This is a genomic window from Mesorhizobium loti (genome assembly GCF_003148495.1).
Taxonomy (GTDB): domain Bacteria; phylum Pseudomonadota; class Alphaproteobacteria; order Rhizobiales; family Rhizobiaceae; genus Mesorhizobium; species Mesorhizobium loti.
The window spans coordinates 58,676-71,785 of sequence record NZ_QGGH01000007.1 but is presented as its reverse complement, the minus strand read 5'-3'; the positions used below and the strand labels follow the sequence as shown (position 1 = coordinate 71,785).

At 62.4% G+C, this 13,110-nt stretch carries 14 protein-coding genes; 4 read left to right on the top strand and 10 right to left on the bottom strand.

Annotation, left to right across the window (positions count from 1 at the left end; all coding sequences use genetic code 11):
- Window positions 1–78 precede the first annotated feature (78 nt).
- The 6 genes from C8D77_RS23920 to C8D77_RS23895 all read right to left on the bottom strand — a co-directional run bounded on the left by C8D77_RS23920 (window position 79) and on the right by C8D77_RS23895 (window position 4,428).
- Window positions 79–618 (bottom strand): MerR family transcriptional regulator, encoded by a 540-nt coding sequence (locus tag C8D77_RS23920; RefSeq protein WP_023810244.1) that lies wholly within the window; start codon window positions 616–618, stop codon window positions 79–81.
- A gap of 125 nt (window positions 619–743) precedes the next feature.
- On the bottom strand, window positions 744–1,067 hold the full coding sequence (locus C8D77_RS23915; protein WP_109668640.1) for an integration host factor subunit alpha: 324 nt from the start codon (window positions 1,065–1,067) through the stop codon (window positions 744–746).
- A gap of 103 nt (window positions 1,068–1,170) precedes the next feature.
- On the bottom strand, window positions 1,171–2,142 hold the full coding sequence (locus C8D77_RS23910) for a beta-ketoacyl-ACP synthase III (protein WP_109668638.1): 972 nt from the start codon (window positions 2,140–2,142) through the stop codon (window positions 1,171–1,173).
- Between the two features lie 9 nt (window positions 2,143–2,151).
- Entirely contained in the window at window positions 2,152–3,222 is a 1,071-nt protein-coding gene (gene plsX / locus C8D77_RS23905) for a phosphate acyltransferase PlsX (RefSeq protein ID WP_109668635.1), read from the bottom strand.
- A 113-nt stretch (window positions 3,223–3,335) separates the two neighbouring features.
- Window positions 3,336–3,884, bottom strand: a complete 549-nt coding sequence (locus C8D77_RS23900) for a YceD family protein (RefSeq protein WP_109668633.1) — start codon at window positions 3,882–3,884, stop codon at window positions 3,336–3,338.
- A complete protein-coding gene (locus tag C8D77_RS23895; RefSeq protein WP_109668631.1) occupies window positions 3,871–4,428 on the bottom strand; it encodes a ubiquinol-cytochrome C chaperone family protein in 558 nt (185 codons plus the stop codon). Before C8D77_RS23895 ends, C8D77_RS23900 begins: the two co-directional genes overlap by 14 nt.
- 114 nt (window positions 4,429–4,542) lie before the next feature.
- On the opposite strand from C8D77_RS23895, the gene C8D77_RS23890 reads away from it, so the two are divergent.
- The 3 genes from C8D77_RS23890 (at window position 4,543) to C8D77_RS23880 (ending at window position 6,771) form a co-directional block, all read left to right on the top strand.
- Window positions 4,543–5,058, top strand: a complete 516-nt coding sequence (locus C8D77_RS23890; RefSeq protein ID WP_109668931.1) for an outer membrane protein assembly factor BamE — start codon at window positions 4,543–4,545, stop codon at window positions 5,056–5,058.
- Between the two features lie 158 nt (window positions 5,059–5,216).
- A complete protein-coding gene (locus C8D77_RS23885) occupies window positions 5,217–5,762 on the top strand; it encodes a dTDP-4-dehydrorhamnose 3,5-epimerase family protein (protein ID WP_164757600.1) in 546 nt (181 codons plus the stop codon).
- 1 nt (window position 5,763) lies between these two features.
- A complete protein-coding gene (locus C8D77_RS23880; RefSeq protein ID WP_245951862.1) occupies window positions 5,764–6,771 on the top strand; it encodes a glycosyltransferase family 2 protein in 1,008 nt (335 codons plus the stop codon).
- A 78-nt stretch (window positions 6,772–6,849) separates the two neighbouring features.
- On the opposite strand, the gene C8D77_RS23875 is transcribed toward C8D77_RS23880, so the two are convergent.
- Window positions 6,850–8,991 carry a sodium-translocating pyrophosphatase gene (locus C8D77_RS23875; RefSeq protein ID WP_109668627.1) on the bottom strand — a complete coding sequence of 714 codons (2,142 nt, stop codon included), beginning with the start codon at window positions 8,989–8,991 and terminating at the stop codon, window positions 6,850–6,852.
- 863 nt (window positions 8,992–9,854) lie between these two features.
- On the opposite strand from C8D77_RS23875, the gene C8D77_RS38085 reads away from it, so the two are divergent.
- Entirely contained in the window at window positions 9,855–10,196 is a 342-nt protein-coding gene (locus C8D77_RS38085; protein ID WP_109668623.1) for a CatB-related O-acetyltransferase, read from the top strand.
- A gap of 27 nt (window positions 10,197–10,223) precedes the next feature.
- Here the strand turns inward: C8D77_RS38085 and C8D77_RS23860 are convergent, their stop codons facing one another.
- From C8D77_RS23860 to C8D77_RS23850, 3 genes are read right to left on the bottom strand one after another with little or no spacing between them, the layout of a single operon-like run.
- A complete protein-coding gene (locus C8D77_RS23860; RefSeq protein WP_109668621.1) occupies window positions 10,224–10,973 on the bottom strand; it encodes an ABC transporter permease in 750 nt (249 codons plus the stop codon).
- Window positions 10,970–11,908, bottom strand: a complete 939-nt coding sequence (locus tag C8D77_RS23855; RefSeq protein WP_109668619.1) for an ABC transporter ATP-binding protein — start codon at window positions 11,906–11,908, stop codon at window positions 10,970–10,972. Before C8D77_RS23855 ends, C8D77_RS23860 begins: the two co-directional genes overlap by 4 nt.
- Window positions 11,905–13,068: an ABC transporter permease gene (locus tag C8D77_RS23850; RefSeq protein ID WP_109668617.1), complete on the bottom strand. Its 1,164-nt coding sequence runs from the start codon at window positions 13,066–13,068 to the stop codon at window positions 11,905–11,907. Before C8D77_RS23850 ends, C8D77_RS23855 begins: the two co-directional genes overlap by 4 nt.
- Window positions 13,069–13,110: the final 42 nt, after the last annotated feature.

Genomic DNA, 13,110 nt, shown 5'->3' with positions numbered 1-13,110 from the left:
TTGTTTTCACGCAATTCCCAAGGGAAAGCGCCATGCGCTTTTCCGGGAAAACCGTGTCACACTTTTCCTGGAATTGCTTTAGCGCACCTGGTCAAGCAGGCGCTTGCATTCCAGGAGGTCGAACAGCGCCTCCTGTAGCAAGGCCCGATTGTCGCGCGAGAGCTTCGACGCGTCCGGCTGCACCGGACCGTCCTCGTCGCTCTTGCCCAGGCCGAAAAAGCGGCGGCTGGGCTTGACCCGCGGCTGGCCAACCAGTTCGTCATCCATGCCGCGCGGCTGGGCTGCAGGCGTCAGCGGCACCTGATCGGCCTGCCTGCGCTGCGAGATCGCCTCGACGGCGGCCATGTCACCATTGCCGATGGCGACCAGGAAATGATTGCCATTCTCGCGCAACAGTTTCTGCACGCCCTTGATGGTGTAGCCCTGGTCGTAGAGCATGTGGCGAATGCCCTTGATCAGTTCGACATCCTGCGGCCGGTAGTAACGACGACCGCCGCCGCGCTTCATCGGCTTGATCTGGTTGAAACGCGTTTCCCAGAAGCGCAGCACATGCTGCGGCAGATCGAGATCTTCGGCGACCTCGCTGATGGTACGAAAGGCGTCGGGGCTCTTGTCCATGGGCGAATCCTCACGCTGGACGACGATCCGGCTTACCCTGCCGAATCGGGTCTTATTTCAGCGGTTTATGAAGCAATATTCAAGCCCGGCGTCATGGCGGCGGCGGTTTTCAACCGCGCAGTGGGCTACTTGCCGCTTTTGACCTTGCCGCTTTGGTGGGAGCGCAGGATACGGCTCTTCAGCACGTTCGACGACTTGAAGGTCATCACCCGGCGCGGCAGGATCGGCACTTCTTCGCCGGTCTTGGGATTGCGGCCGATGCGCTCGTTCTTGGAGCGGACGTGGAATGTAGCGAAGGACGACAGCTTCACTGTCTCGCCGCGGACGATCGCTTCGCAGATTTCGTCCAGCACCGCTTCGACGAGTTCGGCCGATTCAGTGCGCGACAAGCCGACCTTCCGGTAAACTGCCTCGGCAAGGTCGGCGCGCGTAAGTGTCTTTCCCCCCATGCGACCGTCCCATCAGCTCAAAACATAAAATTCGGCACAACAACGGCAGAGCCTAAGTAATTGATCCGGCAAGGTCAAGGACCGAAACCGGACCGTTCGGCACTTACCAGCGAACCAGAACAGCGCCCCAGGTGAAGCCGCCACCCATCGCTTCCAGGAGGACGAGATCGCCCTTCTTGATGCGGCCGTCGGCGACGGCCACCGAAAGCGCCAACGGCACGGAAGCTGCCGAGGTGTTACCGTGCAAATCGACCGTAACCACCACCTTTTGCTCGGCTATCCCGAGCTTCTTGGCGGAAGCGTCAATAATTCGTTTATTGGCCTGGTGCGGTACGAACCAGTCGAGATCGCCGGCTGATATACCGGCCTGCGAGAACGTCGCCTCGATGACGTCGGTGATCATGCCGACCGCATGCTTGAAGACTTCGCGGCCCTCCATCCGGAGGTGGCCGACCGTGCCCGTGGTCGACGGCCCGCCGTCGACAAAAAGCTTGTCCTTGTGGGTTCCGTCGGAGCGCAGGCTGGCCGCCAGGACGCCATGGTCGGCGATCGTGCCCGCGCCATCGCCCGCTTCCAGGATCAAGGCACCGGCACCGTCGCCGAACAGCACGCAGGTCGAGCGGTCGCTCCAGTCGAGAATGCGCGAGAATGTTTCCGAGCCGATCACCAGGACGCGCTTGGCCTGGCCGCCACGGATGTAGAGATCGGCGGTGGCTACCGCATAGACGAAGCCGGAGCAGACCGCCTGCATGTCGAAGGCAAAGCCGTGATGCATGCCAAGCCGGTTCTGTATCTCGACAGCGGTGGCCGGAAATGTGTTGTTGGGCGTCGAGGTCGCCAGCACGATCAGATCGATGTCGGCGGGCGTAAGACCCGCATTGGCAAGTGCGGCACGCGCCGCCGCTTCTCCCAGCGAAGCCGTCGTCTCGTCATCACCTGCGATATGGCGCTGGCGAATACCGGTGCGCTGGGCGATCCACTCGTCGGAGGTTTCGACCATGCCTTCGAAATCGGCATTCTTCATGATTCGGCGGGGCAGCGCGGCGCCCGTGCCGCGCACGACTGATCTGATCAAAGTTCTTTCCTATTCCTTTGCGTCGGTAACGACGTCGGATTTCCTAGATGTCAGGGCATGCGGGTTGCGCGCATGGAACAGGTCCAGGTCGGCCTCGATGCGGTCGAGCAGATTGTTGCGTACCATGTCATAGCCAAGCTCGATCGCTGCGGCGAAACCGTCCGAATCTGCACCACCATGGCTCTTTACCACGATGCCGTTCAGCCCCAGGAAGACGCCGCCATTGGAGCGGCCGGGGTCCAGCTTCTCGCGCAAGCGATCAAAGGCGCCCTTGGCAAAGAGATAGCCGATCCTGGCCATCAACGTCCGGCTCATTGCCGCGCGCAGATAGCCGCTGACCTGCCTTACCGTACCTTCGGCCGTCTTCAGCGCGATGTTGCCGGCAAATCCTTCGGTGACAACCACATCGACCGCACCCTTGCCGATGTCGTCGCCCTCGACAAAACCATGATAGTTCATCGAGGCCATATTGGCTTCGCGCAGCATGCGCCCGGCCTCCTTGACCTCTTCCTGGCCCTTGATCTCCTCAACCCCGACATTGAGCAGACCGACGCTGGGCCGGGCAATGCCGAAGACCGAGCGCGCCATGCCGGTGCCGAGAATGGCAAAGTCGATCAGCTGGTGCGCATCGGCGCCGATGGTGGCGCCGACGTCCAGCACCACGCTTTCGCCGCGCAATGTCGGCCAAAGTGCTGCGATCGCCGGGCGTTCGATGGTGGCCATGGTGCGCAGGCAGAATTTCGACATCGCCATCAGCGCGCCGGTGTTGCCGGCCGAGATGCAGGCGTCCGCCGTGCCGGCCTTGACCGCTTCGACGGCCTTCCACATCGACGACTTCCAGCGGCCGTGGCGCAGCGCCTGGCTCGGCTTGTCGTCCATCCTGACCGCTATTTCGCAATGGAAGAATTCGCTGACCTCGGCGAGCTTGGGAAACTTGGCGAGTTCCGGGCGCACGACCTCCTCACGCCCGTAGATGACGAAGCGGATGTCGGGACGGCGGGTCGCGACCGTCATGAGCGCCGGAATAACCACGGCTGGTCCGTGATCGCCGCCCATGGCATCGATGGAAATCCTGATCACGCGGTATTTATCTCACGGTTAGGCGGCAGATCGCTTTAGCGCTCGCGAAGGTTCGGCGAAAATAACGGTTTTGGGCTGCTGCACAACCGACTTTTCCGTCGCGGGCGAGGTTTTCAGGATTTTCCCAGCAAGGATCGCAGTTTTTGCTGAAATTCATTCTCCGCCGGTTCGGTCTCGCTGCCGGCATTCAGCGACGCGCCCTGCTTGCGCGGATAAGGGTCGATGGCCAGTCCGAAGTACTGTTCGGCAAGTGCCCCGACATCGATCGTGTCCCCGGAAAATGTTTCGGGACTGTCAGGGCCTTCCGCGTCGAGCAGGATCTCGCCGCCGCCGTCGAAACCCTGCCGTCCAAGCTTGGAGTCTTCAGGTAGCAACAGAGCTTCGACCGGTTCGTCGATATGCGCTTCGACAGGCTCGAGCGTGACGATGCAAGCCTGGGTGATGTCGGCTTCGATGCGACCGCTGATCTTCACGCCATTGCGCTTCCATGACGCCACCAGAAGCTCTGCGCGATAGGATTCGACCGAAATCAGCCCATGCTCCTCGGCCAGCGCTGCACGCTGTGCGGAATCGGCCTCGATAACCACCGGCAGACCTTTCTGCGGCAGGCGCGTGACGTTAGCGCGGAAGGATACCGGGCTTTGCGGGTCAATGTGCTTCATTGTTCACCTCCCTTGGCGACGGAAAGGCCAGCGTGCCGGAGACAATCGATTCGGGTGTCTGCGCGGCCAGCTGGTTGCAGGCGTCGGTGACATAGTCGGCCAGCAGCGATGCTTCCGGCCAGGCGCCGGCGTCGGGCCGGACATTGCGGGCAAGGGCTGCGGTGAGCCCGTCACGGTCGTTTCTTTCCAGGGCATCGTCATAGGCGGCGGTTCGGCCATAAAACATCTTTGCCAGCTTTTTCATGCGTTTGGGCACGCCAACGTCGCCAATGCCCAACTCCCGCAGTGAATGATCGACGTCGAGGAAGAACTCGTCGATCAGCACCTGAGCGACCTCTTGCGCCACGCTGCTCTCACCGCGCAACCGATGCTGGAACAGGAACATGTGCAACGATAGCATCTCGAAACGGCCGAGCGGCGTGTCTGGCACATTCCAGTGGGAATAAAACACGGTCTGCCGCGCCGCCGCCACGATTTGTGCGTAAAGCGCCTCGGTGATAGCGCGGTTGGCGTGGCGTTCGCGGCCAAAAAAGCGCTGGAACATTGGGGATGGTCTCCTGGGGACCGTTTGTTGAAGTGGCCTTGTTGCATCGGCAAGCAAGCTGGTTTACCGGTTTCGCGGCCCAGCGCAAGTTGCGGCCAGCTAATGGAGTTGTTGTTGCGCGCGCTGAATTTCAAGTCGACCTTCTCGTCCAGGCCCGCTGGCGCAATCTCGCTGCTGGTGATTGTTTCGGCGCTGTCCGCCTGCCACACCAACAAGATGATCGGTGACCTCAGCCCCAGCGAGACGCTGACGCAGGGTTACGTCATCGACCAGCAGGCAATCGATTCGGTACCAGTCGGTTCCAGCCGCGAGCAGGTGTTGCTGGCGCTCGGCACGCCGTCGACGACGGCGACCTTCGACAACGAGGCCTTCTATTACATTTCGCAGACGCGCAAGCGCTACGTCGCCTTCGACAAGCCCAGGCTCATCGATCAGAAGGTGCTGGCGGTCTATTTCGGCGCCGACGGCCGCGTCACCCAGATCGCCAATTACGGGCTGAAGGACGGCAAGATGTTCGACTTCGTCTCACGCACCACACCGACCGGCGGCAAGGACCAGAACTTCCTCAGCCAGATCATCAACGGCGCCAGCAAGCTGGCGCCCGGCATCCCCGGCGGCGGCACTCCCTGATCTCCAGACTCTGAAGTTCCCCTCCGGGAAGCAGTAACATCTCAGGCGACCAAAAACCCGCGGGAGCAATCCTGCGGGTTTTTGTTATGGCCAAGCAAGCCCGGCTTGCCAGCAATGGGGCAAGCCCGTATCAAACCCCGGGATTTTGGGGTTTGAAAATGAACAGTGGCGAACGCGCAGCACCGGACGGCTGGATGGCCACGGGGACGCCCGACCGGCAGATCGTCACATCCGATTGGCTTGCCATCGATCCTCCGGCAATCGACGGCGTCAGGATCAAGGAAATCAGGCCGGTCGCGACGTCCAACGGCTACCTGACCGAGGTGTTCCGGGATGAGTGGGATCTCGATCAATTGCCCGTCGGCCAGGTCTTCCAGCGCACGATGTATCCGGGTGCGGTGACCGGCTGGCATGCACACAAGGTGACGCTGGATCGGCTTTTCTGTTGTGTCGGCAGTGTGCGCATATCGCTCTATGACGGCCGAAAGGCTTCGCCCAGCTTCGGCACGGTCTGGCACAAGATCGTCGGCGCATTGCGACCGGCGATCGTCGTCATCCCGCCAGGCGTGTGGCACGGTGTGAAGGCGCTCGGGCCGGAGATCGCCCTGCTGCTCAATCTCGTCGACAAGGCTTATGCGTATGACGCACCGGACCATTGGCGCCTGCCGCCGGACACGGAACACATCCCCTATAAGCTGGTATAGCGTGGAACGACCCGGCCAGTCCGATGCAACCGGGCAGAACACGCCGCTCGTCTCGGTGGTGATCGCAACCCATAACCGCCCCGCCGCGTTGCGACAGGCGCTGCGCAGCGTGCTGGGCCAGACCCTGCAGGACTTTGAAATTCTGGTGATTGGCGATGCCTGTCGCCCCGACACGGCGGCGGTCATCGCCGAATTTGGCGATCCGCGCATCGTCTATGTCAACCTGCCGGTCAATTTCGGCGAGCAATCCGGCCCCAACAATATCGGCTTTGCCAGGGCACGTGGCCGGTTCGTGGCCTTGCTCAACCATGACGACCTCTGGTTTCCGGACCATCTCGCGGCGATGACCGGCTGGATCGATGCGACCGGCGCCGATATCATCATTGCTCGCGGTGCCATCATCGAACCTGCGCGGGTGAAAGGCGATCCTCTCAAGACCTCAATCTACGGGATGGGCAAGGGCGGGTTTTATGATCCCGTCATCACAGCCGGATACGGATCGGCACAGATGGCCAGGCGGGCATCGCTGGGCTGGCTCGGCCCCTGGCGCCCTGCCAGCGAATGCTCCTGCGAAAGTTCGCAGGACTGGCTCTTCCGGGCCTGGCGAAAGGGAGCCGCGATCGCGACCATGCCACACCTGACGGTGCTCAGTATCTTCTCCGGCCAGCGCAGTGGCAGCTACGTCGAAGACACGGCGGTGGAACAGGAAGAACTTGCCAGCGGCATGCTGATGCCGAACGATCTGCGCGTCAAAGTTCTTGCCGCAGCGGCGGCCCCCTCTCGCCTGAAGACATCCAGCTATCTGAAACGCAGGCTTTGGGCCGCGTGCGGTATCCATCCGAGATCCGTCGAGTTTCGCCGCAAATACGGGCGCGGCGCCTTCGTCACCAGGCTACGTGAGATACGCGGCCTGCCGGCGATGCCCGCGCGAGAACCAGGGGGGGACGATTTGCTGGCCCGCTACCGCAAGCTTGCCGAGAGCGATGGAGCCAAGCCGAACGGTGGCTGAGGCACCGTGCCTGATCCGAGCCAAACAAAAACCCGCGGGATCGCTCCCGCGGGTTTTGCTTTCGAGCCGATGCCTTGTTCAGCCGTGCGCGAGCACGGCCAGTAGCAGGAGCGCCACGATATTGGTGATCTTGATCGCCGGGTTGACGGCCGGGCCAGCGGTGTCCTTGTAGGGATCGCCGACCGTGTCGCCGGTCACCGAAGCCTTGTGCGCTTCGGAACCCTTGAGATGCTTGACGCCGTCCTTGTCGACAAAGCCGTCTTCGAAAGACTTCTTGGCGTTGTCCCAGGCACCGCCGCCAGAGGTCATCGAGATAGCGACGAACAGGCCATTGACGATGACGCCGAGCAGCGAGGCACCAAGGGCGGCAAAGGCGGACGCCTTCGAGCCCGAGATCAGCAGCACGCCGAAATAGACGACGAGCGGCGCCAGCACCGGCAGCAGCGACGGGATGATCATCTCGCGGATTGCTGCCTTGGTCAGAAGGTCGACCGCGCGTGCGTAGTTCGGCTTCGAGGTGCCAGCCATGATGCCCGGATCCTCGCGGAACTGCTTGCGCACTTCCTCGACGATGGCGCCCGCCGCGCGGCCGACGGCCGTCATGGCAATGCCGCCGAACAGATACGGGATCAGGCCGCCGAAGATCAGGCCGGCGACGACATAGGGGTTGGAGAGATCGAAGGAGATCTCGCCCATACCCTGGAAGTAGGGATATTTGTCGCCATTGGCGGCAAAGAACTTCAGGTCGTTCGAGTAGGCGGCAAACAGCACCAGCGCGCCGAGACCGGCCGAACCGATGGCGTAGCCCTTGGTCACCGCCTTGGTGGTGTTGCCGACCGCGTCGAGCGCGTCGGTGGACTGGCGCACTTCCTTGGGCAGGCCGGCCATTTCAGCAATGCCGCCGGCATTGTCGGTGACCGGGCCGAAGGCGTCGAGAGCAACAATCATGCCGGCAAGGCCGAGCATCGTGGTGACCGCGATCGCCGTACCGAAGAGACCGGCGAGCTGATAAGTCGAGATGATGCCGCCGACGATGACGATCGCCGGCAGCGCCGTCGATTCCAGCGAGACCGCAAGGCCCTGGATGACGTTGGTGCCGTGACCGGTGACCGACGCCTGGGCGATGGAGTTGACCGGGCGCTTGTTGGTGCCGGTATAGTATTCGGTGATCACGACGATGAGACCGGTCACCACGAGGCCGACGAGGCCGCAGATGAACAGGTTCTTGCCGGTGATGGCCATGCCGGCAACGGTGCCGATCTCGCCCCAGCCCAGGGTGACCGAGGTGGCGACGCCAAGACCGACGATGGATAGCAGGCCGGTGACGATCAGGCCCTTGTAGAGTGCGCCCATGATCGAGCCGTTGGAACCGAGCTTGACGAAGAAGGTGCCGACGATCGAGGTCAGGATGCAAGCGCCGCAGATGGCGAGCGGATAAAGCATGGCCGCACCCAGGACAGGGGTGCCGCCAAAGAAGATGGCAGCCAGAACCATGGTGGCGACGACGGTCACCGCATAGGTCTCGAACAGGTCGGCGGCCATGCCGGCGCAGTCGCCGACATTGTCGCCGACATTGTCGGCGATGGTGGCCGGATTGCGCGGATCGTCTTCGGGAATACCGGCTTCGACCTTGCCGACGAGATCGCCGCCGACATCCGCCCCCTTGGTGAAGATACCGCCGCCGAGACGGGCGAAGATCGAGATCAGCGATGCGCCGAAGCCGAGCGAGACCAGCGAGTCGATGACGATGCGGTCATTGGGCTGAAGGCCCATGAAGTGGGTGAGGACAAGGTAGTAGATCGATACGCCGAGCAAGGCCAGGCCAGCAACCAGCATGCCGGTGATGGCGCCCGATTTGAACGCGATGTCGAGGCCGGCAGCGAGGCTGTTCGATGCGGCCTGCGCCGTGCGAACGTTGGCGCGAACGGAGACATGCATGCCGATGAAGCCGGCGGCGCCCGAAAGCACCGCACCGATCAGGAAGCCGATCGCGGCGGTGATGGACAGCAACCACCAGGCGAGCACAAGGACGACGACGCCAACGATAGCGATGGTGGTGTACTGACGCGCCAGATAGGCTTGTGCGCCCTCGCGGATAGCCGCGGAGATTTCCTGCATGCGTGCATTGCCCTGATCGGCCGCAAGGACCGAACGTGTCGCCCAGATGGCGTAAAGGATTGAAAGCAGGCCGCAGGCGATGACGGCGGAAATAATTGTCATTGCCGGATTTTCCTCGATTGATGGCCCAAAAGAACCCCTCCCTGGGCCGTTGAGACAGAGACCGGATTCCTCAGACGGAATCCAACCCTTCGCAGCGGTGTATGCGAAACGGGGCTCGGAACGTCAAGATATTGTTCGGTTTTTGCCCGGCTTTCGCCGCAATGCCTTCTTGCAAACCGATTGAATTTATTCAGATCGGGCCATGCCCGGCACTGAAGGGCTTGTGGCGGCCCTGAAAGCTCAGTCGTTGAGTGCAGCCAGCTGCTCGTCCGTTGGTTAGGTCAGAACAGGTGCAACACGACCAATCAGCCGATGCCCGCGCTCTTCGCCCAGGCCCAGCTCGCTTCTGAGAGCAGCGGCCCTCCGAACTTGATCCAATTCTCTCGGTCGCCCACAGAAAGTAGCGGGTCACTGACAGAATCCAGGCAGAGGCGACTCGCGTCTTCGGATATCTTCGAAATTGAAACTTTCTTGGCGACAAAGAAGGTCGACGCCGTGCCGTTGCGTTTCCCGTTGGCGGTGCAGGGCCAAATAGGTGCCGCGACGTACCCGCCTAGTATAGAAACGTTGAGCACATGAACGAAGTCAAACCTCTAACCAAAATGGCTTAGGCACAAATGGGATTTGCAAGAGAACTTAGAACCAAGCTTGGGCTTAGACGAGTTCCCAATCCGGAAGTCCTGCCGCAGCATGCATCAGTTGGCCGCAGGACATACAGTGTGAAGCCCAGCAATATCTATTGGTGCGATGAAACCTCGCCGCTAAGAATAGGAGCGTTCTGTTCAATAGCGGAGGAAGTCCTATTCCTTTGTCGCGCCAATCATCCGACGCAGTTTGTCTCAACTTTCCCATTCCGAGCTCTCATGACAAAGTCGATGGTTGCCTATAGTGATCTGGTGGTCAACGGACCGACTGAAATCGGCAACGATGTATGGATCGGACGACGCGCAATCATCATGCCAGGAATAACGATTGGTGATGGTGCCGTTGTTGGAGCCGGCTCGATCGTAACGAAGGACGTAGCTCCCTACGCGATCGTCGCCGGAAATCCTGCCAAGTTCATCCGTAACAGGTTTACTGACGACCAGATTGCGAGATTGCTTGCTATCCGCTGGTGGGAATGGAGCGACGAGAAGATCATAGCAGAACAGCCGAGGTTCTTTGGCCCGGTTGACGCCTTCATTGCCGCGAGTAGCGCGTCATAGCGCATCAGCGTCAGGTGAGGTCGCGAACTAGGCCGCCTCTCTGCCCATACGGCGCGCCGTGTAGCGCTCGATCGCCGACAGACCGTCATAGATCAGCACGGCAAGGGCTGCCACGATCAGGCCGCCCTGCAGGATGAAAGCAAGGTTGTTGGACAACAGCCCGGCGATGATCACTTCGCCCAGGGTCTTTGCGGCCACGGTCGAGCCGATGGTGGCGGTGGCAAGGCTGATGACCACCGACAGCCTGATGCCGCCGAGAATGATCGGGGCGCTGAGCGGCAGCTCGACCTTGGTGAGCCGTTGCCAACCGGTCATGCCGGCACCGCGCGCCGCCTCGACCACATTGGCCGGCAGCGTCGTCAGGCCGGTCAGCGCATTCTCGAAGATAGGCAGCAGGCCGTAGAGAAACAGCGCGATCAGCGTCGGCTTCTCGCCGAAGCCAACGGCCGGCACCGCGAGCGCCAGCACCGCCACCGGCGGAAAGGTCTGGCCGATGTTGACCAGGCTGCGCGACAGCGGCAGGAATTCGGCACCGGCCGGTCTGGTGACCAGGATGGCAAGCGCCACCGCGACGATGGTTGCAGCCACGGTGGCGATCAGAACCGTGCGCAAATGCAGCAATGTCAGCGTCAGCAGGCTGCCCTGGTTGTAGATCACCGGCGCATTGTTCTCGGTCAACGGCTTCAGCAGCGGCTCGAACCAGCCGGGATTGGTGACAAAGGCGACGAGCAGCACCACCAAGGCTAGCCTGAGCAGCAACGGAAGCCAGGCCTTCATGCCGGCCTCGCCGCGCGTTTCACCAGACCGTCGACGGTGACGCGGCCAAGCGGCTTGCCGTCGGCGCCTTTGACGGGCAGCGCCGGCCGGCCCGACCACAACAATTCGGCCAGCGCGTCGCGCTGGCTGGCATCGCCGGGGATGGCCTCGCCTTCGGCGGAGCCCTTCTCCACGGCATCGCGGACCCGGCCGAGCGACAGCAACCGGAACGGCCGCTCGCTGGCGCCGACCAGCGTCTCGACGAAGGCGCTTGCCGGCTTCGCCAGGATCTCGGCGGGCCTGGCGTATTGCACGAGCTTGCCGGCATCCATGACCGCGATCTTGTCGCCCATATGCACGGCCTCTTCCATGTCGTGGGTGACGAGGATGATGGTGGTGCCGAAGCGCTTCTGGATCGCCAGCAGATCCTCCTGCGCCTTGGTGCGGATGATCGGGTCCAACGCGCCGAACGGTTCGTCCATCAACAGCACGTTGGGCTCGGCGGCGAGCGCGCGGGCAACGCCGACGCGCTGCTGCTGGCCGCCGGACAGTTCGTGCGGGTAGCGCGGACCGAATGCTTCGGGATCGAGCTGATAGAGCGTCATCAACTCGTCGACCCGGGCCTTGATGCGGACCTTGTCCCAGCCGAGCAGCACCGGCACGGTGGCAATGTTCTGCGCCACCGTACGATGCGGAAACAGGCCGTGGCCCTGGATGGCGTAGCCGATGCTGCGGCGCAGCTCGTAACCCGGCAGCGAACGATTGTCGGCGCCGTCGAGCTTGATGATGCCCGAGGTCGGCTCGACCAGCCGGTTGATCATGCGCAGCAGCGTAGTCTTGCCGGAACCGGAGGTGCCGACAATGACGCAAACCGTGCGCGGCTCGATGACCATCGAAACGTCATCGACCACTGTTGTCGCGTCATAGCGCTTGGTAATACCTTCGATCTCGATCATGCCGTTTCAACCCTGCGCTTGGTGGCAGTCATTTCGATCACCGCATCGAGGATGATGGCGGCGGCGAAGGCGAGCGCGACCGTTGGCACGGCGCCGAGCAGCACAAGGTCCATCGCCGTCTGGCCAACGCCCTGGAAGACGAAGACGCCGAAACCACCGCCACCGATCAGCGCGGCAATGGTGGCAAGGCCGATGTTCTGCACCAAAACGATGCGGATGCCGGTGAGAATGACAGGAAATGCCAGCGGAAACTCGACGCCGAACAGGCGCTGCCTGTCGGTCATGCCCATGCCGCGCGCGGCGTCGTTGGCGGCCCGCGGCACGCCGGCGAGACCGACCACGGTGTTGGCCACCACCGGCAGCAGCGAATAGAGGAACAGTGCGACGAAGGCGGGTGCTGTGCCGACGCCACGAATGCCGAGCGCGGCAGCCCCCGGCACATGCGTGGCGACCCAGCCGAGTGGCGCGATCAGCAGGCCGAACAGCGCGATCGAGGGAATGGTCTGGATGATGTTGAGCACGTTGAGCACGCCGGCGCGCAGCCTTTCGACGCGATGGCACAGGATGCCGAGCGGCAGGCCGACGATCACCGCAGCAGCCAGCGAACCGAGCGCCAGCGTCACATGCTTGGAGCCTTCCGCCCAGAAACTGTCGGCGCGGTTGGCGTATTCCTTCAGGATGGAAAGGTCGTTCCAGCTTCCCGAAATCAGCAAAAGACCGATCGCCGCGCTGGCCGCGACCAGCACACCAACCCGCCCCCAGGGCGACAGGTTCAGCCGTGTCAGCACATCAGCCAGCAAAAGCGTGAAGGCAAAGATGAGAATCCAGAAGCCTGAGGCCGGCGAAACCCTCGCAAAGGTGTTGCCCGCCGGCGTGAGAAATGTGCCGGCGACGCCAACCAGCAGCGCGAGCGCGGCAAGCGCCACCACGCTGGCGGCGAGGCGCAGCACAAGCGGCGTCCTGAACAGAGCAATGAGCGCGGCGACGACGATGATGGCGAGCAGCAGCGCCCCGATGGTTGCCGGCAGCGCCTCGAGAATCGAGCGCGCCTGGCCGGGGACGATGCGGTTAGCGCGGAACGTGGCAAAGGGCGCGGCAAAAGCCGCATAGGCTGATATCGCGGCGATGACCACGCCGAGCTTGTCGAACCGAATGTTCACGCCCTCCCCCGTCAGTCGATCCGGCGCGCCACGAAAGCGGCG